We start from the raw sequence: 21,434 nt of genomic DNA, 5'->3' as shown, positions 1-21,434 counted from the left end.
CTGTCACAGGTCGATGCCGAAGCCCACACCTGCGGAGGATTCGCCACCACTGAAGGCCCCGCCCAGACTGAAGGAGCCGCGTTCCCCGATCTTCCGTGCATAGCCCACCGACAGCGCCTGCTCGCCGCTCTGGAAGCCCGCACCGACCGCGATGCGCCCGCGTTCGCTGCGGGTGCCTGCGGCGTTGGTCGCCATGTTCAGCATCGCCGCGCTCATCGCGCCCTGGCGGTCCAGGCGGCGATCGACCGAGCTGAGGCGGCGGTCCACGTCCGTACGATAGGTTTCGAAGGAATCGTTCAATGCGGTGAACCGTGCATCGGTATAGGATTTCGCCGCGTTGACACCGGCATTGACTTGGCCCACGTTCGCCGCATCGGTCGCCTGGGTACCGGCGGCCACATGGGTGATCTGGCGCTCCGCACCGCTGGCGCCGACCGACACCGTGTCGGCGCGATCGGCGACCGAGCCGCGCCCCAATGCGACGGCGTTGTCGGCGGTGACGCTGGCACCTTGGCCGAGTGCGGTGCCGGAAGCGCTGCTGACGGAGGCCGACTCACCCAGGGCCACGGCGTTGCTGGCCTGGGCACTGATGCGGCTGTTGGCACCGACGGCCGTGCTGCCGTCGGCATTGACCCGCGCGTTGCCGCCCAACGCCGTGTCGTTGGGTCCATGGGCGTAGGCGCCGGCGCCCAGCGCCACGCTGTTGTCGGCGTTGGCGGTCGCGCCGGATCCCACTGCCACGGCGTTGGTCCCTTCGCCCGCCTGGGCTGCGGAATCGCCTCCCACGGCGACCTGATCGTTGCGGCCATGACCTGCACCGACGTCCGCCTCGATGTCATCCAGTCGGGTGGTCAGCCTGCCGATCTGCACATCGATGGCTGCGAAACTGTCGGCGAAATTGCCGAGCGCACCCGACACCGCATCCAGCTGTGCCTTGTTGACCGCATCGGTTGCCGCCGTACCGGCCGCCACGTTGACGATCTGGCGTTCGCTGCCTGCGCGTCCCACCGAGATGGTGTTGTCACGATCGGCGTAAGAGCCTGCACCGAGCGCCACCGCGCGGTCGACGGGGTGGGTCACGCCGTCGACGAACGACGGGTCGCCCACGGTTGCGCCGCCGCCGATCGCCACCGACTCGCTGCCCCACACGTCCGAATCCGTGCCGATCGCCACGCTGTTGGTGAACAGCCGCGGTGTATCCCCCCAGAAATCGCCATTCCAGGTCATGCCGTCACCGACCACCACGCTGCCTTTGCCGGCGGCCCAGGCGCCATAACCGACTGCGGTGGCGCCCTCGATCAGGGCCAGCGCGTTGGCGCCCAGGGCCGTGGTGTTGAGCGCGCCCGCCCGGGCATTGCTGCCCACGGCCACGGTCAGGTCGTACAGGGCCAGTGCGCCCGAACCGAACGCATTGGAGAACTCGCCCAGAGCCTGGGCCCGGTCACCGACGGCCATGGCGTCATATGCGCTGGCCACCGCGCGGTAGCCGATCGCGGTGGAGCGGATAGCGCTGGCACTGGCCAGCCCGCCCAGGGAGATGGCTGCATAGGCGGTGGACTGCGCGCCGCCGCCGACGGCCACGGAAAGGCGACCGGTGGCCTGCGTGTTCTGCAGCAGCTGGCCGGCAAAACCTTCCCCGATCTGGTCCTCCAGATCGTCGGCAATGCCGCCGATCGCCACGCTGGATTTGCCGCTGCCCAGGGCGCCGGCGCCCCCGGCAGTGGCAAAGTCACCTTCGGCCTGCGCGCCGGCGCCCAGCGCCGTGGACGCCACGCCAGTGGCGGCGGTCTGCTGGAACAGCACTACGCCATACGGGTTCTGCGACTGGTAGTCGATGTCCAGCATGCCGCCGATCGCGGTGCTCGAGTCGGCGATGGCCAGCGCTTCATTGCCCACCGCGGTGGCGCGGTTGGCGTAGGCCACGCTGCCGGCGCCAAGCGCGGTCGTGCCTTCCCCGACCGCGGCGCTCGCCTCGCCTGCGGCCAGCGCGTTGTCGCCGTCGGCGTAGGCGCCGGCATTGCTGTCCTCGCTGCCGGTGGCGGCGAGGTAGGGCACTGGATCAGCCTCGACATCGGCGGCGTACACGATCTGCTCCGGCGCGGACACCTGCTCGACGCCCAGCGCCGTAACGATCCCGCTGGCCAGGGCGGAGCAGGACACCAGCAGCGAGCCGGTGGCCAGCAGCGCCGCGACCTGACGGCGGCGCCCGGACCGCGTCCGGCTGCACGCGATTTCGGACACAACCACCTGCCGGCCCAGCGCGGCGTTCCACACGATACGGTAAATCCGGTTCATTGCTCTGATCCTCGATCTGGAGTGCAGGCCCTTCGTCGTGGCTGCCCGCAGGGGGTCGACGAGTGGGGCGGTGTAGTCGTCGTGTCACGGCAGTGGCGTAGGCGCCCGCCGACAACATGAACGTAGGCCCACCGAGGGGGCATGTCGACTGCAACTCCTGACAGAAATATGATCGGTTTCTCGCCATCTCTTCACGCCGCCCATGCTCCGTTCATTCCTGCGCTGGCTGGACCGGGCGCCGATCGAAGACCCGGTGGACCGCCGCAACGCGCGCGTCATCCAGCTGCTGCTCCTGTTCCTGGGGGTGACCATCCCGGCGACCCTGGCCTTCGCGGTGATCGTGGCCTGGTCCCAACTGGTCTCGAGCGAGGTGCACTGGTCGACGCATGCCTCGTTGGCGATGAGCCTGTCCATCGGCGCCGCCGCATGGATCGGACTGGCACTGACGCGGCGTGGTGCGTTCGCTGCGGCGGTCAAGCTGTTGATCGGTGCCATGCTGCTGGTCACGACGATCAATCTGGGCGTGAACGGCCTGCAACGGCAGATGCCCGACCAGCTCGCCCAGATGCTGGTGCTCGTGCTGAGTGGTCTGGTGCTTGGTCGTGGCGCGCTGTGGACCACGCTGGCGGTCCTGGTGGGCAGCGTAGTGCTGGGTGCAGGACGCGATGCGATGAGCGTCTTCGCCGATGCTCCCGCGCGTGCGTTCTACAACCTGCCCCCACTGCTGTTCACCTACCTGCTGGTCACCCTGCTGATCGACCGGACGACCCAGGCTCTGCGCGAAAGCCTGCGCGAGTCGAACGAGCGCGGGCGGCAACTTGCCGAAGAGATGCGCGAACGCGAGCGCACCCATGCCCAGCTGATCCATGCGCAGAAGAAGGAGATCACCGAACGCATGGCCAGCGGCATGGCGCATGATTTCAACAACATCTTTGCGGTGATCGTCGGCTTCGCCAACCAGCGGCATGAAGACGACGGCGAAGGCAGCCGGCAGCGTCTGGTGCAGCTTGAAGGCCACCTGTCAGACGTGGAGGAGACCGCGCGGCGTGGCATGGCCATCAGCCGGCGGCTGCTCCGTTTCAGCCGTCGTGATGGCGAGCAGGCCGTCGTGTTTGATGCCGCGCAGGCGGTCCGGGAACTTGAGTCGATGCTGCGCCAGTTGCTCGGGCCGGGGATCGTACTGTCCGTGCGCAGCGATGGTGAAGCGGCGCCGGTGCGGATGGACCGCAGCCAGTTCGAGCTGATGCTGTTGAACATCGCGTCCAATGCCCGCGATGCGCTCAGCGATCACGGGCGGTTCGAGATCGACATCGACCGCGATGGAGATCGCGTCCGCATCCACCTGCGTGACAATGGCAGCGGCATGCGCGCCGAGGTGGCGGCCCGGATCTTCGAACCTTTCTTCAGCACCAAGCCGGCGGATTCGGGCACGGGACTGGGGCTGGCGGTCGTGAACGAGCTGGTGACAGAGGCCGGCGGTGGCATCGGCGTCGAGAGCATCTGTGGCGAAGGAACGACGTTCCTGATCAGCCTGCCGTGCGCCCGGCAGGATTCAGCATGTATCCCCGGCCATGAACCACCGTAAGAGGCAGTTCCATGCCACAGCGCTTGCGTGCCTTCACGCGCAGCCGGTAGACCATGGCGTCGAGCCGGTGCGCATCGAAATCGTCTGAATCATCTGCAATGGCCAGGATCAGCTGCTCGCGTGACACCAGCGCTCCGGCGTGCTGGAACAGTTCCGCGCACAGGCTGCGCTCGCTGCGGGTGAGCGCGGCCGAGGTGCCGTCGGGCGCGATCAGGCCCCATTGGTCCTCACTCATCCTCCAGCCGGGCAGTGACCGGTTCGCTGTTGCCGGCGTGGCGATCCGTCGTGCCAGGCTGTGCAGTGCCGCCGCCAGCAGATCGATCTCGATCGGCTTGGAAAAATACACGTCGGCACCTTCGGTCAGGCCGCGGATACGATCACTCACATCGGCAAGGCTGGTCAGCATGATGACGCCGAGGCCCGGTTGTCGTTGGCGCATTTCGCGCGCCAGGCTGAAGCCATCGCCGTCAGGCAGGCTCACGTCGAGCACGAGCAGGTCGGCGGGCTGTCTCTCCATTCCGGCGCGGAAGGCGGCGACGCTGGCGTAGCCGGTCGCCAGGAATCCATAGCGCGCCAGGCCTGGCAGGATGATGCGCTCGCGCAGGGCAGGCTCGTCCTCCAGTACCGCTACCCTCAAGCTTTCTGATTCCTGCACATCCACGTCCAGATGCCTGCGCCCTTTGTCGGTTGATCATAGCCGCATGCGCGCTGCCCCCGGGAGGGGCCGCGCGGGTCGGCGCACCGATGCAGGGGGCCGATTCCCTTCGCGGCGACCGAACGGAAGCCTCTGCCAGGCGCTGGATCGTTCCATGGCCGCGGTTCTCTTCATGAACGACGCATGGCCGATGAAGTCCTGATGACACCGATTTCACTCGTAGTTGCCAGCGGCAGGCGGAGACTGGACCCATCCCGGAAGACAGGAGCTGGCCATGAAGACCTCGACCCGACTGCTCGTGCTGGGCACCCTGATGGCGGCATCGTCGATGGCGGGTGCGCAGACCTACGGGCCCCGCGATGAAGGCCGCAAGTTCAACGACGGCAGCCGTGTGGAATGCAGGAACGTTGAAGTCCAGCGCAACTCGCGCGATCCGAACCGCATTGCCGGTACTGCCACAGGTGCGGTGGTGGGCGGCCTGCTGGGCAACCAGGTGGGCGGCGGCAATGGCAAGAAGCTCGCCACCGTCGCCGGTGCAGTCGCCGGCGGCGCCGCCGGACGACAGATCCAGGGCAACCACCAGCAGAAGACCGGCGATCGGGTGGTGGAACGTCGCTGCGAGCGCGTCTACCGCTGATCGCCGTTTTCCCCTTCCACGTAGTGATGCAACGAACGCCGGCTCCGTGCCGGCGTTTGTCTGTGCTCAGGGGCGCACCCCGCCCGACGGCCTGCCATGCAGCCGCCAGATGGCAAGACCGCCGTAGATCACCAGCAGCGCCGCGAGCGTGGCAAGTTCACGGCTGACTTCGTCCAGGCGTGCGTCCATCTGGTTCAACCGCACCATCAGATTGATGCCGGAGGTGGTCGGCAGCAGCTGCGCCAGCCACACCAGCGGGCGGGGCGTCATCACCGCCGGCCAGGAGAGGTTGGCGAGGAAGAACAGAGGAATGGAGGTGGCGATGATGTACTGGAAGGCGCGTTCGCGGGTGCGGAAGAAGCTGCCGATGAACAGCCCGAAGGCCACGGTGGCGGCAATGAACAGCGTGCCGCCCAGCAGCTGGCCCAGCGGATTTCCGCCGCGCGGGTAGTCCTGTACCCAGGCGGTGAAGCCGGCGTAGTAGAACAGGCCGAACAGCCCGATCAGGCCGAAGCCCATCGCCATGCCTGCCAGGGTCGGCAGATCGAAGTGCAGCCGGCGGCCGAGCACCAGACGCCGCCCTCCCAGCAGTACCCCGATGCCCATCAGCAGTGTCTGGTGCACGATCAGTTCGGCCACGCCGGGTACGATGGCGCTGCCATAGCCTTCCTGCGTGTTGTACAGGGGCCGCTGCACGAGCGTGACCGGCGCTGCCTGCGGCGCGCCCATGAACGCGGCCTGGGTCACGGCGGCGTCGCGGCCGAATGTGCCCAGCGCATCGGCGATGCTGCCCAGCACCCAGCTGGCGCGTCCCAGGTAGGCGCCATTGCCCAGCAGGACCAGCTTGGCTGGCTGGCCACGCAGGATGTCGCGCTCCAGGTTCGCGGGGATGAGCACGATGCCTTCGGCATGCCCCGCTTCCAGCTGACGGCGCGCGCTGTCCAGGCCCGCCGGCTGGCCAACCACGCGCGCCACGCGCAGGCCATCGAGGATGCGCAGCAGTTCGCGGCTGGTGGCACTGTGATCCTGATCGACCACCAGCACCGGCAGATTGCCGGCCACCTGGTGGCGGTACGCGGCGGGATAGAAGAACGAGTACAGGATGACCGCACCGACCATCACCACGATGGCATAGCGGTCGCCGAGCACCGCCAGCAGGGTCTGCCGCAGGCTGCGCCAGACCGTGCTCATGCGTCGGCTCCGGCCGGTCGCGCGGCCTCCGGGGTGCGGCCGAAAGCGATCAACCGCAGGCTGCCGATGCCGCCGGCCACCACCGACATCAACACCAGCGTGGCCAATGGCCACAGCGAGACGGACAGCGGTGCGCCGACGAACTGCTGCTCGGTCTGCACCTTGATGTACGCACTGAGTGGCAGCAGCTGGTGCCAGATGCGGGTGAACAGCGGGCCATCCAGTACCGGGAAGGTGGCACTGGAGAAGGCCAGCGCGGTGCCGATGGTCAGGCCGACCACCGACAGCGCGGTACCCATGTCACGGGCAAGGCCGACGAAGAACAGCGCATATGCGGCCGTGGCCAGGTAGAACGCCGGCTGCGCAGCCAGCAGCAGGAGCAGACTGCCGGCGATGCCGTCCCCGCGCAGCCATGCGAGGTAGCCGACGCCCAGCGCGCCGTACAACGCGAACAACAGTACGTAGGGCGCGAGCTTGCCGGCGATCGAGGCCCACGGGGTGTCACCGAGCCAGGCCGGCAGCGTGCCATCGCGGATTTCCCGGCCCACGCTTCCGGCCACGGCCAGTGCCAGCACCAGCGACAGGACGGCCGGGAAGATCAGCGGCAGCAGGAACAGCTCATAACTGCGTGCCGGGTTGTAGAGGATGTCGGACTGCACGGCGATCGGGGCGGCGCGCAGCTTTGCGGGCCCCACCTGCAGGCCGATGCGCTCGCGCAGCATGCGTGCATTCCAGGCCGACACCGCATCGGCGATATCGCGCGCGGCCGATTGTCCGGTGGTCATGTAGGTGGCGTTGTAATAGGCGAACACCGTGCCCTGGCGGCCGCGCAGGGCCTGACGGGTCACGTCGCGCGGCACCAGCACCACTGCGAACACCTCCAGGCTGCGCAGCTGCGAGCGCGCGGTGTCCATGTCGGCGGGCTGGCGGGCGACGCGGACCCCCGGGCTGGCATCGAGCATGCGCAGCAATTGCCGGCTGTCGCTGCTGTGATCGAGGTCGACCACGGCGATGGGTACATCGCGCATGACCGATGGCGTGAACATCCAGGCCATCAGTACCAGCATCAGCAGCGGCAGCACCGTGACCAGCGCCAGGTCGGCACGGTTGCCACCAAGACCCCGCAGCTCGCGCTGCCAGGCAGCAGCAAAGCCGTTGCCACCAGGGCTCAGTGCTGGGGCCATGCGAACAGCACGCTCATGCCGGGGCGGAAGCCCTCGATGCGGCGTACCGGGCGCACCCGCACCTCGAAGCTGCGGACATCGTAGCCGGACGACTGCCGGGTGGTACGCCAGGTGGCATAGTCGCCGGCCGGGTTGATGAAGTAGACCTTGAACTCGCTATCCTGACCGAGGGCCGGCACGCTGCCACGCAGCGTGCTGCCGACCTTCAGGCCCTGCATCTGTGATTCGCGCAGGTTCATCGATACCCACATGCGGTCGATGTCGACCAGGGTGAATACCGGATAGCCGGCGGGTACCAGCTCGCCGGGATCGGCCATGCGCTTGTTGATCTCGCCGGCCACCGGTGCACGGCCCTCCACTTCGACGCGGGCCGCATCCACTTCGGCCACGGCGCCCTGCGCCTGCTGTACCTGGCCCTGCGCGGCACGCTTGTCCTGCTCCCGCGCACCGGCCAGTGCCATGTCGTACTGGGCACGGGCGGCACGGGCCAGCTCGCGCGAACTGGTGGACTGGGCGAGTGCTTCGTCGCGCTTCTGCCGGGTCATCACCCCTTCGTTGAACAGGTTCTGCACGCGGCGGTAGGTGGCTTCGGCCAGCGTTGCTCCGGCTTCGGCACGCTTCCAATTGGCTTCGGCAGCACGGATGTCCTCACTGCGCGCACCTTCGGCAGCCTTGTCGGCCACCGCCTGCGCAGCGGCCAGAGCGCCGCGTGCCTGCTGTTCCTTCGCCGTCACTTCGGGGCTGTCGAGCAGGAACACGACCTGACCGGCCTGCACGCGGTCGCCTTCGCGAACCTTCAGCTCGGCGACACGGGCGGTGATCTTCGCTGCGACGTTGATCGTGTCCGCGTCGGCCATGCCCTGGATCTGGTCGGCCGGGCTGCGCCAGGCGAGCCACAGGCCCAGCGCCACCACTACCAGCAGCACCACGAGCAGGATCCGGCCAAGCCGGCGCTTGCCTGGTGGTGTCGCTTCATCCTGCAATACGTCACTCATGGTCGATCACCTCGTCTGCGCGACGCCGGAATTCCTCGAAGCGGTCCATCTGCCCACTGATCTCCAGCAGCTGTGCCAGCGCGACATCGTACTGGTAGGCGGCCTGTGCACGCTCCACGCGAGCGCCTCCCAGACCCAGCCGCGCATCGATGACGTCCAGCGACGTGGACTGCCCCTCGCGGAATGCCAGCTCCTGCAGGCGCAGGTTCTCCTGTGCCTGGGCGATGCTGCTGTCGAGCAGCACGAACTGCTGGCGTGCCGTTTCCAGCTCGTTCCACGCTTTGCGCACGCCGAGCGCGACCTGGTTCTCGGCTTCGCGCAGTCCGGCTTCCGCCTGCTCCTGCTGCGCACGTGCCGCGCTGATCTGCGCCGGTCGCGAGTTCGGCGACAGGAAGGTGTACTTCAGGCCGATGCCGAACGCCCAGTCCGGATCGGTCAGCATCTCGTCGCGGCGACGGAAGTCGTACTGGCCAAAGGCGAATATCTGCGGCTTGAGCTTGGCCTGTTGTACGCGCACGCCCTGTTCGGCCTGCGCCACCATGGCCCGCAGCCGTGCGATCTGGGGTTGCCGTGCCTGCGCGATGCGCTCGAAGCTGGCGGCCGGCTCCAGCGGCACGCGCTGCACGAACAGGGGTGATACCGGCTGCACCTCTCCGCCACTGCGCAGCAGGGTGGCCAGCGCGGCCTTCAACGTGGCCAGGTCGTTGACGGTCTTCTGGTACTCGCGCTCTGCCTTGTCGCGCGCGACGGTGGCCTGCAGTCGCTGCGCGCGGGTGGCGAAGCCTTCGCGCTCCAGCTTCAGCGCATCGGCCAGGTGGCGTTCCAGGCCATCACGGACGTCACGACGCACGTCCACCGCCTGCTCGGCCAGGCGCTGGCCGAAGTAGGCCTGGGCCAGCTGCACGGTCAACGACTGCCGTTGTGCTTCGCGTTCCGCGCTGGCCTGCTCGTGGGCTGCGCTGGCGGCACGCTGTGCGGCAGGAATGACGCCACCGGTGTACAGCGGCAGCACAGCGGTGACGACCGGGCGGGTGCGCCAGTCGCGTTCGGTGAACGACAGGGGGGAATCGATGCCAAAGGCCTCGGCCACCGGTGCCAGCGAGCCCAGTGGCAGGGTCAGGGTCTTCTGGAACTGCAGGCGGCGGACCTCGCCGGTGATCTCCGGCAGGCGCAGAAGGCGCGTGGCCTCCTGCAGATCCTGCTTGTTGCGGACGGCGGCGTCGGCCGCGGCCAGCGCGTCGGAAACCTGTTCCAACCGCTGCCGCGCCTGTTCCCAGTCCAATGCCGGTGTATCGGTGATGGCCTGCGCTGACGTGGCAAAGGGCAAGCAGGCCGCAAAGGCCATGCCGGCGACGCCCATCGCGCTGCGCATCCTTGTCCGTGGGCGGCTCACACGCATGCCGTTCCTGTAGTTAAGAAGTGAGCAAACGTTAGTGGTCTGCGCGTGAAGCCCGGGTCTGCGGTCATCGTATGGACCTCAGCGCAGGGCGCCGCTGGCCGCCGTGCGCAATGCCTGGGTGATGTGCTGCAGCGTGCTTGAGCGCACGGCCGCGTGCTGCCAGTACAAGGGCACGTCGAGCCAGCGGCGGGGTTCCAGTACCACCACGCGGCCGGCATGCACGGCACGCCCCACCAGGGTTTCCGGGGCCATGCCCCAGCCCAGTCCGCACGCGGCGGCTTCGACGAAGCCGGTCGAGGAGGGCAGATAATGCAGCGGTGGCTGCAGCCGCGCGCGGGTCAGCCGCCGCACGAAGCGCCACTGCAGTTCATCTTTGCGGTTGAACACCAGCATCGGCGCACGTGCCAGCGCCGCAGCCTGCATGCCCTCGCTGAAGTGCCGGCGGGCGAAGCCGGGCGAGGCGATGGCGTGGTAACGCATGGCGCCGAGCGGATGCACGTTGCAGCCCTTCACCGGCTGGCTTTCGGCGGTGACCGCGCCGAGCACGCTGCCATCTCGCAGCAACTGCAGGGTGTGGTCCTGATCATCCATGCGCAGGTCGAACAGATAGCCATGGCGCTGGTGCAGCTCGGCGATGGCCGGCACGAACCAGGTATCGAGCGAGTCGTCGTTGACCGCCAACGGGATCGGTGTGCGCGGGGCATCGCTGCCGCGTTCGGGCAGCAGTTCGGCCAGCGCCTCGGCCTCCAGCGTCTGCATCGGTCGCACCCTGCGCAGCAGCGCTTCACCTGTGGCGGTGGGTCGGCACGGTGCCTGACGTACCACCAGTACCTGGCCGAGCCGGTCCTCCAGTGCCTTGATCCGTTGCGACAGTGCCGACGGGCTGATCGACAGGCGTCGGGCCGCAGCGTCGAAGCTGCCTTCCTCCAGCACCGCAGCAAACGCAGCCAGTTGTGGATGTAGCAGATCCATGCCGGTGCCTCTTCAGTTTTTCTGCACAGGATAAAGAAGAATCAGATTGTCTAAACAGGGGCGGCGGCCGCACTCTGCGCGTCCCCTCGCTGCCATGCCTGCCCCATGTGGATCGCCGCTGCCGCCGCCGGCCTGTTCGCAGGTGCCGGCCTGATCATCGCCATCGGTGCACAGAACGCCTTCGTACTGCGGCAGGGCCTGCAGCAGCGTCATGTGGGAAAGGTGGTGCTGGCCTGCGCCGGCGCGGACATCGTGCTGATACTGGCCGGTGTCGGCGGCATGGGCGCGCTGGTGCTGCAGTGGCCGCTGCTGCTGCAGGTGCTGCGCTTTGGTGGTGCGGCGTTCCTGCTGTGGTATGGCCTGCAGGCGGGACTACGCGCGTGGCGTGGTGGCAGTGCGCTGGCCGCCGCCGAGGCGCAGGGCGGCAGCGGGCGCGAGGTACTGCTGACCTGCCTGGCCTTTACCCTGCTCAACCCGCACGTCTACCTGGATACCGTGGTGCTGCTGGGCAGCCTGTCCACGCGCTATCCGGGCGATCTGCGCTGGGCGTTCGCCACCGGTGCCTGCGTGGCCAGCGTGGCCTGGTTCTGCACGCTGGGCTATGGCGCGCGCCTGCTGCAGCCGGTGTTCCGCAGGTCGAGCGCGTGGAGGGTGCTGGATGCCGGCGTGGCGATCTTCATGTTCTGCCTCGCCACCCTGTTGCTGTTGCGTCCGCTCTAGGCCGCGTCCACCGCGCACAACGGCGTCTCGTCGGGGCGCAGCGTCAGCACCCGCACGCCCTTGCGGGTCACGGCCACGGTGTGCTCGAACTGTGCCGACAGCGTGCCGTCGCGGGTATAGACCGGCCATTCGCCCGCGCGCTGGCGGATCGCCGGCCTGCCCTGGTTGAGCATCGGTTCGATGGTGAACACCATGCCTTCTTCCAGCACCCTGCCGGTGTTGGGATGGCCGTAATGCAGGATCTGCGGTTCTTCGTGCATCTCCCGGCCGATGCCATGGCCGCAGTATTCCTTGACTACGCTGTAGCCGTGGCGGCGTGCGTAGCGGGCGATGGCGTGGCCGATGTCGCCCAGGCGCGCGCCGGGCCGTACCACGGCGATGCCTTTCCACATCGCTTCGTAGGCGGTCCGCACCAGCCGCCGTGCGGAAGGGGTGACCGCGCCGACGGGGTAGGTGGTGCTGGAATCGGCGATGTAACCGTTCTTTTCCAGGGTGATGTCGAGATTCACGATCTGGCCCTCGCGCAGCACGTCTGCGGTACTGGGCACGCCGTGGCAGACCACGTTGTCGATGGAGGTGTTGAGCACGTACGGAAAGCCATACTGGCCCTTGCTGGCAGGCCGCGCCTGCAGCTCGTCGACGATCATCCGTTCGACGAAGTCGTTGATCTCCATCGTGCTGCGACCCTGCAGCGGCCATCTGTCGAGCGCGGCGAACACCTGTGCCAGCAGGCGGCCGGATTCGGCCATCAGCGCGATCTCGTCGGGCCGCTTGATGATGCTCACGTCAGGCCCGTGCGGGTGTCAGCGGCTGTGGCTGCACGCCGGCGGCGCGCAGTTCGCTGGCCACGATGTCCTGGAAGCTCAGCGTCGGATTCATTTCGCACAGCATGCCCACGCGGATCCAGAAACTGGCCTGGGCGTTGATCGAGCGGCTGGAGACGGTGCAGGCACGGCGCAGCTGGTCGTGCAGGGTGTCATCGATGTTGACGATGCCCATGGGCGGATCCATGTAAGAGGAATATACGTATCGTATATGTTTCGTATATCCCTCTCAAGCCTGCGAGGACTCAGTCCGTTTCGGTGGCGAAGCGCAGGCGGTTGTGGTCCGGATCGAGCAGCAGCATTTCGCGGCTGCCCCACTCGGTGTCATGCGGCGGCTGTTCGATCGGTACCCCCGCGGCACTGAAGGCGCGGTGCAGCACGTCGACATCCTCGACGATGAAGTAGACCGCGCCGCCCACTTCGCAGTCGCCGCTGTGCTCGGTGAGGAACAGCGTCTGGCCGTCGCGGGTGAGCTGGGCGAACAACGGAAACCCCGGCTCGAACCGATGCTCCCAGTCGACGACGAAGCCCAGGCCCTGCACGTAGAAGGGCAGGCTGGCATCGGCGTGGCGCATGCGCAGCTGCGGGATGACGGTCTGGCGCATCATGGTGGCTCGCAGGGGTGAGCCGGCAGTGTACGCCGGCAGGGTGCCGCCACTTTCGTGGTCAGTCCCGCAGGCCGGGTTCACCCTGGACCAGCGGCACCCGTGAGCCGTCCAGCAGACCGCGGCTGAGCCGGCCATCCTCGATGAACAGCAGCTCGCCGTTCTCGCCGTTCTTGATGCTGCTGTCAATGGCGATCACGCGATCACCATGGAACGTGCTGACATGCGGCATCGACGTGTGGCCGACCACGATGCGCTTGAGCTGCAGCGTGTCGAGCACGTCCTGCACGCCCCGTGCATCGAGACGGCCATCGAAGTAGCCGCGGTACCAGATGGGGCTGCTCTTGCCGTCGTACAGCGGTGCAGTTGCGGGGTCGGCCTTCACTTCGGCCTTGGGCAATCCCAGCGAGGCCTGGTAGGCGGCGTTGGTGCGTGCCGGGTGCAGTGCCAGTTCCACCGCTTCGGGCGAGATGCCGCCATGCAGGAACAGGGTGTCGCCGATCTTCAGCAGCACCGGCCGCGTCCGCAGCCATTGCCCGATCACCGAATCAGCGCCGTACAGCTGCGGATAGCTGCGCCCGAGCAGCTGCGCGCTGCGCAGGTACTTCGGATTGACATAGCGCAGGTCGTCGTACAGGACCATGGTCTCGTGGTTGCCGAGCACGAAGTGCACCGCACCGCCGGCGGCCGCCGCCTGCTGCTGCAGGCCATACAACAGCCAGAACGCTTCGGTGACCTGCGGGCCGCGATCGAACACGTCGCCAGCGACCACCAGGGTGTCCTGGCCGAGGGCCCAGCGGTCCTGCGCATCGATCACATGGTGGGCGCGCAGCAGTCGTACCAGCAGGTCGTACTGGCCGTGGATGTCGGACAGGGCGACGATGCGCGGTACCGCAGGCAGCTCCGACACCGAAGGCGCGACCGGTGGCAGCACGTGCACGCTGTGCGGGTAGCCGCACAGGGGCGCGACATCGGCAGCTCCCGTGGCGGTGCCCAGCGAGCGGGTCTGCACAGCGTCAGCGCAGATCCATTTGGCCTGCAGCTGATCGCCGTTGCGGAACACGTAGGGGCCATCGGCCTCGACGTGGGCGGCAGGCGCGGCGACTTCGCGGCCCTGCGCGCCTGGCACGCCCCACAGCAGGAGCAGGAGCAGGGGCAGCAGCACGGACGCGGATCGGGGCAGGGCACGGCGGAGCATGGGCGGAGTCCTAGGCAGCAACGGAAGGGCGGGCCGCAGGGCCCGCCCGTGATCCTACGCTGGCATTGCTACACGCTGCATGCGCGGGCGGCGCGCAGGCTTTGCCGTGGGAGGCGGATCATCGATCCGGCGCATCGCGCTCAGGTGGAACGGCACGCGAGGCTCGGGCTAGCGCATGTCCACCTTGCGGACCGCGGTCTGTTCCGCCAGCAGCGGCGTACCGGTGTGGTCATGCGGCTGCATGTAGGGAAGGGGCGCTCCGCTGGCACGCTCGACAAGCTGCGAGTGCGCCTCACCCGTTGCGAAGCGGTGGCGCTCCCCCCATTGCCGCAGCGCCACCAGCACCGGGAAAAGTTCGCGTCCGGCTGGCGTCAGCACGTACTGCTGGTAGGCGCTGCCATCGCTGGCAGGTTGCTGCAGCAGCAGCCCGGCCTCGACCAGACGCCGCAGGCGGTCGCTGAGGATGTTGCGCGCTGCGCCGAGGCTGCGCTGGAAGTCACTGAAGCGGGTAACGCCATCAAAGGCATCGCGGATGATCAGCAGGGCCCAGCGATCACCGAGCAGATCGGCGCTGCGGGCAACGGGGCAGGGGCTGTCGGCATGCATGGGCAAGGCTCGTGACGATGTGGTTGCATTTTAAAACCATTGTCGATAGAGTGCATTCAGTTTCAATATGCAACCACATTCATGCCCGTTTCCGTCCTTCCGCGCGCCTTGTTGGGCCTGCTGGCCATCGCGGCGGGTGCCAGTGTGGCCAATGTCTATTACGCACAGCCGCTGCTGGAGCGCCTGGCGCAGGCCTTCGCCATGGAGCGCGCGACGGCCGGCGCTGTGGTTGCCGCCACCCAGGCCGGCAGCGTGCTGGCCCTGTTCGGCCTGCTGCCGCTGGCCGACCGCGGCGATCGTCGCCGCCTGCTGCGCGTGCAGCTGCTGGCACTGGTGATGGTGCTGCTGGGACTGGCGGCAGCACGCAGTACCGCCTGGCTGCTGGGGGGCATGCTGCTGGCGGGCCTGCTCGGGACGGCGCTCACCCAGGGACTCATCGCCTATGCAGCCACGCTGGCACCGTCGGGGCAGCGGGGGCGCGTGGTTGGCATGGTGCAGGGCGGGGTGTTCATCGGCCTGCTGGCTGCGCGTGTGATATCCGGCGCGGTGGCGGCCCTGGCCGGCTGGCGCGCGGTGTACCTGCTGTCAGCAGTGATGATGGCGGCGTTGGCGATGCTGCTGTGGCGACGCCTGCCTGCCGTGCCGGTTCCCTCGCAGCCGCCGGCCTGGCGCGCGCTGCTCGGCTCGATGATGACGATGCTGCGCAGTGATCGCACGCTGCGCGAGCGTGGCCCTCTGGCGCTGCTGCTGTTCGCCGGCCTCAACGTGTTCTGGGCGGCCGTACCGCTGCCCCTGTCGGCATCACCGATGAACTGGTCGACCGCGGCCATCGGCGCGCTCGGTCTGGCCGGCATGGTCGGTGCGCTGCTGGCTGCACGGGTGGGGCACTGGATGGATCGGGGTTTCTGCCTGCGGGTGAGCCTGGGGGCGCTGCTGCTGATGCTGCTTGCGTGGTGGCCCCTGCTGGGTCTGCCGCACGCCCTGGCATGGCTGCTGCTGGGCGTGGTGGTGCTCGATCTGGGAGGACAGGCACTGCATGTGTCCAACCAGGCGTTGCTGCTGCGCGCGCCTGCCGAACAGCACGGTCGCCTGGTGGCGCTGTACATGTTGTTCTACGCGGTCGGCAGCGGCGTCGGTGCTGCGGCCGGTACGTGGATGCAGGCGCACCACGGCTGGACCAGGGTCTGTGCACTCGGTGCAGGCATCGCGGTGACAGCGCTGGCATGGTGGGCGCTGTATGCCGCTGCACCGGCAGCGCGTCACCCCGGCGGCCACCGGCCTCCTGCGTAGTACCCATCAGCAGGGGTACGCCGAATGAGCGTACTTGGCCCCATGCACATTTGCGAAGCGCTTGCACTGCGTTGACGCATTTGAGAATCAATCGCATTGATGGGAGAATGCGCGCATGGATCGGCCTGCGGAAGATGTGCGGCGCCGCTCCCACTCCCCCCGTCGTCGCCTCAAGCCCTTTGCCAGAGGTCCCGTTGCCCTGCCAGAAGGTGTTGAAGATGTCTGCCGTCCTTGTTCCGCCGCCGCGCCCGTTGGCGCTTGCCGTTGCTGCCCTGCTTGCGGGCAGTGCCCTGGGTGCCCATGCGCAGACCGACGCGACCGATATCGATACGGTGCACGTCACCGCCTCGCAGATCGCGCGCCAAGCACTGGGTACATCGACCATCACCGCCGAGGACATCGCGCGCCGTCCTCCTGCCAACGACATCGCCGAGCTGCTGCGGACCATGCCCGGTGTCAATCTCACCGGCAACAGTGCGTCTGGCCAGTATGGCAACAACCGCCAGATCGACCTGCGCGGCATGGGGCCGGAGAACACGCTGATCCTGGTGGACGGCAAACGCGTCGGCGCCCGCGACGCCGTGCGCATGGGCCGCAGCGGTGAGCGCAATACCCGTGGCGACACCAACTGGGTGCCGGCGGAGATGATCGAGCGCATCGAAGTGCTGCGCGGTCCGGCAGCGGCGCGTTATGGATCCGGCGCCTCCGGCGGCGTGGTCAACATCATCACCAAGCGCCCGACGGGCGATCTGACCGGAGCGGTCGATCTGTACGGACTGGTACCCGAGCACAGCGCCGAAGGTGGCAGTGAGCGCGTGGGCCTGCAGCTGAGCGGCCCGATGACCGATGCGTTGTCCTTCCGCCTGTATGGCAACCTCAACAGGACCGACGCCGATTCGCTCGAACTCAATCGCGCGTTCGCCACCGCGCCGGGCACCGTACCTCCCGCAGGCCGCGAGGGCGTCAAGAACCGCGATGTCAACGCGCTGCTGCGCTGGGACATCAACGCCGGCCAGGTGGTGGAATTCGAAGCCGGTACCAGCCGCCAGGGCAACATCTATGCGGGCGACCGTGCCGTGAGCAACACCGGTACCTCCACGCCGGTCAATCTGGCGGCGCTGGCCGAGAGCGAGGCAGAGACCAACCGCATGTACCGCACCACCGGGGCGATCACCCATCGTGGCCGCTGGGGTGATGTGACCTCGCGCGTTACTGCTGCGGTGGAAGCGGTCAACAATTCGCGCATCAACGAAGGCCTGGCCGGTGGCCCCGAGGGCAGCTTCAACGGCACCGACTGGTCCACCTCCCGCCTGCGCAATTACCAGCTCGACGGCGAGGTCAGTTTCCCGACCACGATCGGCGCGGCGGAGAATGTCTGGACGCTGGGCTTCGAGCATCTCGACAGCCGCTTGACCGATCCGTATTCGATGAGCCAGTCCGGCAGCAGTGGCGGTGGCCTGCCGGGCCTGTCGGCCGATCGTGCGCGCGGCAAGTCCGATGCACAGACCACGGCGGTCTTCGTCGAAGACAACATCTACCTGGGCGAACGCTGGATCGTGACGCCGGGCCTGCGCTTCGACCATCACAGCCAGTTCGGCAACAATGCCAGCCCCAGCCTCAATGCGCAGTTCCGCATCAATGGCGACTGGGTGGTGAAGGGCGGCATCGCGCGCGCGTTCAAGGCTCCCAACCTCTACCAGTCCAATCCGGACTACCTGTACTACACCCGTGGCAACGGCTGTCCCAACGCACTGCCGAGCCTGGGCGCGGGCTGCTACCTGCAGGGCAACGCGGAGCTGGACGCCGAGACCAGCCTGAACAAGGAACTGGGCGTGGAATGGGCTCCGGACAGTGGCTGGCAGGCCTCGTTGACCTACTTCCACAACGACTACAAGGACAAGATCGAGGCCGGGTATACCCAGGTCGGCCTCACCGCCGATACCCGTGGCCGGATCTTCCGCTGGGAAAATGCACCGAAGGCCATCGTGCAGGGCCTGGAGGGCAATCTGGTGGTGCCGCTGCTGGGCGAGCAGGGCGACCGGCTGAAGTGGAGCAGCAACTTCACCTACATGGTGGAGAACGAGAACAAGAGCACCGGCCAGCCGCTGTCGGTGATACCGCGGTACACGGTCAACACGATGCTGGACTGGCAGGCCACCGAAAAGCTGTCGCTGCTGCTCACCGGCACCTTCTACGGCAGGCAGGAGCCGGCCACCACCAACATCAACAACGATCCTCGCTGCACCGGAAGCTGCGATCCGTCGGTGGTGCTGCAGGATCGGGGGGCATACAACATCTGGGGCGTGAGCGCGCGCTACAGGGTTACCGGGACGGTCAGCTTCGGTTTCGGCGTGAACAACCTGGCCGACAAGCGCCTGTTCCGCGAAGCCAACAGCAGCGACGCCGGTGCGGCGACCTACAACGAACCGGGCCGCGCATACTGGGCCAGCCTGCGTTTCGGCTTCTGAGCGCGCGCGGTGCCTGACAGGCATGGCCCGGTGCAATCGGCGAGCGCCGGGCCACGCCCGGCGCGACCGGCGCCGCACAGCTGCAATGTTATAAACATCGTAATAGTCTCCCCCGCAGCCACGCCGTAGCCTGACCGCATCGCACAGGAGCTGTTGCATGGGCCACGACCACGATCACCTGCCGTCCCAGATCCGCCACGAGAAGCCGTTGTGGTGGGCGTTGGGGCTGACTTCCACCTTCCTTGTCGTCGAAGTCGTCGGCGCGTTCTGGACCAACAGCCTGGCGCTGCTGTCCGATGCGGCCCACATGGCCACCGACGCGCTCGCACTGATGATCGCGCTGGTCGCGGTGCGCTTGAGCCGGCGTCCACCGGACGCGCGCCGCACCTATGGCTATGCGCGGCTGGAAGCCCTTGGCGCGATGATCAATGGCGCGATGCTGTTCGTGGTGGCCGGCTACATCCTGTGGGAAGCGGTCGGCCGCTTCCGCGAACCGCAGGAGATTGCCTCCACCGGCATGCTGGTGATCGCCGCCGCCGGCCTGGTCATCAATCTGATCTCGATGCGCCTGCTGCAGGCCGGCAGCGGTGAAAGCCTCAACGTCAAAGGTGCCTACCTGGAAGTGTGGGCCGACATGCTCGGCTCGGTGGCGGTGATCGTCGGCGCGCTGCTGATCCGCTGGACCGGCTGGCAGCCGATCGACCCGATCCTGGCGGTGCTGATCGGCCTGTGGGTGCTGCCACGCACCTATGTGCTGATGCGCGAGGCGATCAACGTGCTGCTGGAAGGCGTGCCCAAGGGCATGGATGTGGCGAAGGTCCGCGACAGCCTGTCCGGCCATGCCGCGGTGCTGGACGTGCATGACCTGCATGTGTGGGCACTGGCCTCGAGCACGCCGGCGCTGACCGCGCATGTCGTGATGCGCGACGGTACCGACGCCGACGTGCTGCGCCGTGAGCTGGGAGGTCGCCTGCACGATGACTTCGGCATCGAGCATGTGACCCTGCAGATTGAAGCGGATCACTGCGGAGAGGCATGCGGAGATCCCGCGCCGCCCAGTGCGGCCGCACCGGATGCGCGGCACGATCACGACCACGGCGAGGACGCGCAGGGCCATCGCGGCCACGTGCACCACTGATCTGCCGCTACGCGTCCCGTCGCGACGCCAGCCGATCCGCCAGGCGGGTCGGCTCCGGCAGGCGATAGCCACGCAGCGTGCGCTGCACCCACTGCAGTGCGGTATCGGCGCTGATGCGGTGCCCGCCAGCGACGAACAGCGGCCTGCAGCGGACCTTGCTGCGCAGCACCCAGCCGAGCTGTTCATCGCCATCGAGCAGGGGCGTATGCGCGCCAGCCTCGTCTGCGGGCTCGACGAAGCGACCGACCAGTTTCGACTTGGCCACGCCGATGCTCGGCAGATCGGTGACGACGCCCAGGTGCGCCGCCACGCCCAGCCGTCGCGGATGGCTGATGCCGTGCCCATCGACGAAGACCAGGTCCGGCGAACGCGGCAGCAGGGCCAGTGCAGCGAGCAGGGCGGGCAGCTCGCGGAAGCTGAGCAGGCCAGGGATGTAAGGCATCACCGTGGGAATGCGGGCGATCTCCCGGGCCACCGGTTGCAGGGTGGCGGCATCCAGCAGCACGGCTGCGGCGCGGGTGGTGCGGCCGTCGTCCTCGAAGCCGACGTCCAGCCCGGCCAGCCAGCGTACGGTACCCGGCAGCCGGTCGCTGCGCTCCACCCGCGCCGCAAGTCGCAGCTGTTGCTCGCGTGCGGCGGCGACGCTGCCCTGCCAGCGCCCGGGATCGATCACGGTATTCATCGATCACAGCATCGCATGGGCCGCGCCACGGCACGGTGAGCGGCCCCGGGGCTACAATGGCGGCCTGCCTTTCCTCGCGTTGGAGATCCTGCAGTGACCCGTAAACTCGTACTGTTGCGCCATGGCCAGAGCCAGTGGAACCTGGACAACCGCTTCACCGGCTGGGTCGATGTCGACCTGACGGAGCAGGGGCGCCGGGAAGCGGCCGCCGCTGGCCGCCTGATGCGCGAGGAAGGCTTGCAGTTCGACGTCGCCCACACCTCGGTGTTGAAGCGCGCCATCCACACCCTGCAGGGCGCCCTGGCCGAGCTGGAGCAGGACTGGCTGCCGGTGAACAAATCCTGGCGTCTCAACGAGCGCCATTACGGCGGCCTGCAGGGCCTGGACAAGGCCGAGACCGCTGCAAAGCACGGCGAGGAGCAGGTCAAGGTGTGGCGTCGCTCCTATGACATCCCGCCGCCGCCGATGGATCTGGAAGACCCGGGCCATCCGATCCACGACCGTCGCTACGCCGGGCTGGACCGCAACGCGCTGCCGGGTACCGAATCGCTGGCCACCACCCTCGACCGCGTGCTGCCGTACTGGCACGACGCCATCGCGCCGCAGCTGAAGGACGGCAAGACGGTGCTGGTGACCGCCCACGGCAACTCGCTGCGCGCGCTGTACAAGTACCTCAACAATGTTTCGCGCGAGGAAATCCTCGAGCTGAACATTCCGACCGGCATTCCGCTGCTGTTCGAACTGAACGATGACCTGACCGTGCAGTCGTTCCGCTACCTGGGCGACCCGGAAGCGGCGCGCAAGGCCGCTGAGGCCGTGGCCAACCAGGGCAAGGCCAGGTAACCATCGGAAGGCCGGCGCACGCCGGCCTTCGCTTTTTGTGGCGCAGAGCAGGGCTCGGCGCCACATGACGAGCGCTCTGTGACCTTTGGCCGGTCCCTGCCGCGGGCGTCCCCGTCTACCCTGTGGAATTACCCGCAGGAGAGCCTC

The 21,434-nt window shown here is 67.8% G+C and carries 20 protein-coding genes; 7 read left to right on the top strand and 13 right to left on the bottom strand.

The features are described 5' to 3' along the window. Nucleotides 1-3: 3 nt before the first annotated feature. Complete coding sequence (locus tag AC5P76_RS06420; RefSeq protein ID WP_111185865.1) at nt 4-2,295, bottom strand: ESPR-type extended signal peptide-containing protein; 2,292 nt, start codon at nt 2,293-2,295, stop codon at nt 4-6. A gap of 202 nt (nt 2,296-2,497) precedes the next feature. Here AC5P76_RS06420 and AC5P76_RS06415 point away from each other — a divergent pair, with 202 nt between their 5' ends. Then, nucleotides 2,498-3,880, top strand: a complete 1,383-nt coding sequence (locus AC5P76_RS06415) for a sensor histidine kinase (RefSeq protein WP_197571951.1) — start codon at nt 2,498-2,500, stop codon at nt 3,878-3,880. Here AC5P76_RS06415 and AC5P76_RS06410 read toward each other — a convergent pair. Further along, nucleotides 3,822-4,517 carry a response regulator transcription factor gene (locus tag AC5P76_RS06410; RefSeq protein WP_227255210.1) on the bottom strand — a complete coding sequence of 232 codons (696 nt, stop codon included), beginning with the start codon at nt 4,515-4,517 and terminating at the stop codon, nt 3,822-3,824. The two genes, AC5P76_RS06415 and AC5P76_RS06410, sit on opposite strands and share 59 nt — an antisense overlap. A gap of 292 nt (nt 4,518-4,809) precedes the next feature. On the opposite strand from AC5P76_RS06410, the gene AC5P76_RS06405 reads away from it, so the two are divergent. Further along, nucleotides 4,810-5,172, top strand: a complete 363-nt coding sequence (locus AC5P76_RS06405) for a glycine zipper 2TM domain-containing protein (RefSeq protein ID WP_081284341.1) — start codon at nt 4,810-4,812, stop codon at nt 5,170-5,172. A gap of 66 nt (nt 5,173-5,238) precedes the next feature. Here AC5P76_RS06405 and AC5P76_RS06400 read toward each other — a convergent pair whose 3' ends face one another. From AC5P76_RS06400 to AC5P76_RS06380, 5 genes are all read right to left on the bottom strand, one after another. After that, nucleotides 5,239-6,363, bottom strand: coding sequence for an ABC transporter permease (locus tag AC5P76_RS06400; protein WP_164150756.1), 1,125 nt, complete (start codon nt 6,361-6,363; stop codon nt 5,239-5,241). Then, nucleotides 6,360-7,547 (bottom strand): ABC transporter permease, encoded by a 1,188-nt coding sequence (locus AC5P76_RS06395; RefSeq protein WP_164150758.1) that lies wholly within the window; start codon nt 7,545-7,547, stop codon nt 6,360-6,362. The genes AC5P76_RS06400 and AC5P76_RS06395 overlap by 4 nt, the downstream gene beginning before the upstream one ends. Next, a complete protein-coding gene (locus tag AC5P76_RS06390; protein ID WP_065174650.1) occupies nt 7,532-8,542 on the bottom strand; it encodes an HlyD family secretion protein in 1,011 nt (336 codons plus the stop codon). Before AC5P76_RS06390 ends, AC5P76_RS06395 begins: the two co-directional genes overlap by 16 nt. Next, nucleotides 8,535-9,941: a TolC family protein gene (locus AC5P76_RS06385; RefSeq protein WP_053517367.1), complete on the bottom strand. Its 1,407-nt coding sequence runs from the start codon at nt 9,939-9,941 to the stop codon at nt 8,535-8,537. The genes AC5P76_RS06390 and AC5P76_RS06385 overlap by 8 nt, the downstream gene beginning before the upstream one ends. Before the next feature lie 78 nt (nt 9,942-10,019). Then, nucleotides 10,020-10,913 (bottom strand): LysR family transcriptional regulator ArgP, encoded by an 894-nt coding sequence (locus tag AC5P76_RS06380; RefSeq protein ID WP_495222703.1) that lies wholly within the window; start codon nt 10,911-10,913, stop codon nt 10,020-10,022. Between the two features lie 105 nt (nt 10,914-11,018). Between AC5P76_RS06380 and AC5P76_RS06375 the strand changes: the two genes are divergently transcribed. Continuing rightward, entirely contained in the window at nt 11,019-11,633 is a 615-nt protein-coding gene (locus tag AC5P76_RS06375; protein WP_164150760.1) for a LysE/ArgO family amino acid transporter, read from the top strand. Here the strand turns inward: AC5P76_RS06375 and map are convergent. The 5 genes from map to AC5P76_RS06350 form a co-directional block, all read right to left on the bottom strand. Then, a complete protein-coding gene (gene map, locus AC5P76_RS06370) occupies nt 11,630-12,412 on the bottom strand; it encodes a type I methionyl aminopeptidase (RefSeq protein ID WP_065174740.1) in 783 nt (260 codons plus the stop codon). The two genes, AC5P76_RS06375 and map, sit on opposite strands and share 4 nt — an antisense overlap. Before the next feature lie 7 nt (nt 12,413-12,419). Continuing rightward, a complete protein-coding gene (locus tag AC5P76_RS06365) occupies nt 12,420-12,632 on the bottom strand; it encodes a ParD-like family protein (protein WP_180875697.1) in 213 nt (70 codons plus the stop codon). Nucleotides 12,633-12,702: 70 nt separating this feature from the next. Next, entirely contained in the window at nt 12,703-13,062 is a 360-nt protein-coding gene (locus tag AC5P76_RS06360) for a bleomycin resistance protein (protein ID WP_253119073.1), read from the bottom strand. A 61-nt stretch (nt 13,063-13,123) separates the two neighbouring features. After that, the gene (locus AC5P76_RS06355; RefSeq protein WP_253118977.1) at nt 13,124-14,260 is read right to left on the bottom strand and encodes a metallophosphoesterase; all 1,137 of its coding nucleotides are present in this window, start codon (nt 14,258-14,260) and stop codon (nt 13,124-13,126) included. 168 nt (nt 14,261-14,428) lie between these two features. After that, entirely contained in the window at nt 14,429-14,866 is a 438-nt protein-coding gene (locus AC5P76_RS06350; protein ID WP_053517373.1) for a winged helix-turn-helix transcriptional regulator, read from the bottom strand. A gap of 81 nt (nt 14,867-14,947) precedes the next feature. On the opposite strand from AC5P76_RS06350, the gene AC5P76_RS06345 reads away from it, so the two are divergent. The 3 genes from AC5P76_RS06345 to AC5P76_RS06335 all read left to right on the top strand — a co-directional run bounded on the left by AC5P76_RS06345 (nt 14,948) and on the right by AC5P76_RS06335 (nt 19,762). After that, nucleotides 14,948-16,156, top strand: coding sequence for an MFS transporter (locus AC5P76_RS06345; protein WP_495222702.1), 1,209 nt, complete (start codon nt 14,948-14,950; stop codon nt 16,154-16,156). 218 nt (nt 16,157-16,374) lie between these two features. Continuing rightward, nucleotides 16,375-18,624, top strand: coding sequence for a TonB-dependent siderophore receptor (locus tag AC5P76_RS06340; protein WP_263177838.1), 2,250 nt, complete (start codon nt 16,375-16,377; stop codon nt 18,622-18,624). Between the two features lie 157 nt (nt 18,625-18,781). Beyond that, on the top strand, nt 18,782-19,762 hold the full coding sequence (locus AC5P76_RS06335) for a cation diffusion facilitator family transporter (protein ID WP_053517376.1): 981 nt from the start codon (nt 18,782-18,784) through the stop codon (nt 19,760-19,762). 7 nt (nt 19,763-19,769) lie between these two features. Here the strand turns inward: AC5P76_RS06335 and nfi are convergent, their stop codons facing one another. Beyond that, the gene (nfi, locus tag AC5P76_RS06330) at nt 19,770-20,444 is read right to left on the bottom strand and encodes a deoxyribonuclease V (RefSeq protein ID WP_065174657.1); all 675 of its coding nucleotides are present in this window, start codon (nt 20,442-20,444) and stop codon (nt 19,770-19,772) included. Nucleotides 20,445-20,537: 93 nt separating this feature from the next. Between nfi and gpmA the strand changes: the two genes are divergently transcribed. After that, nucleotides 20,538-21,287 carry a 2,3-diphosphoglycerate-dependent phosphoglycerate mutase gene (gene gpmA / locus AC5P76_RS06325; protein ID WP_053517379.1) on the top strand — a complete coding sequence of 250 codons (750 nt, stop codon included), beginning with the start codon at nt 20,538-20,540 and terminating at the stop codon, nt 21,285-21,287. The last annotated feature ends 147 nt before the right edge of the window (nt 21,288-21,434 follow it).

The sequence above is a fragment of the Stenotrophomonas sp. YJH_SMC_36 genome, assembly GCF_059369935.1.
The sequence above is the reverse complement of the archived record's forward strand: the minus strand, read 5'-3'. Positions and strand labels throughout refer to the sequence as shown.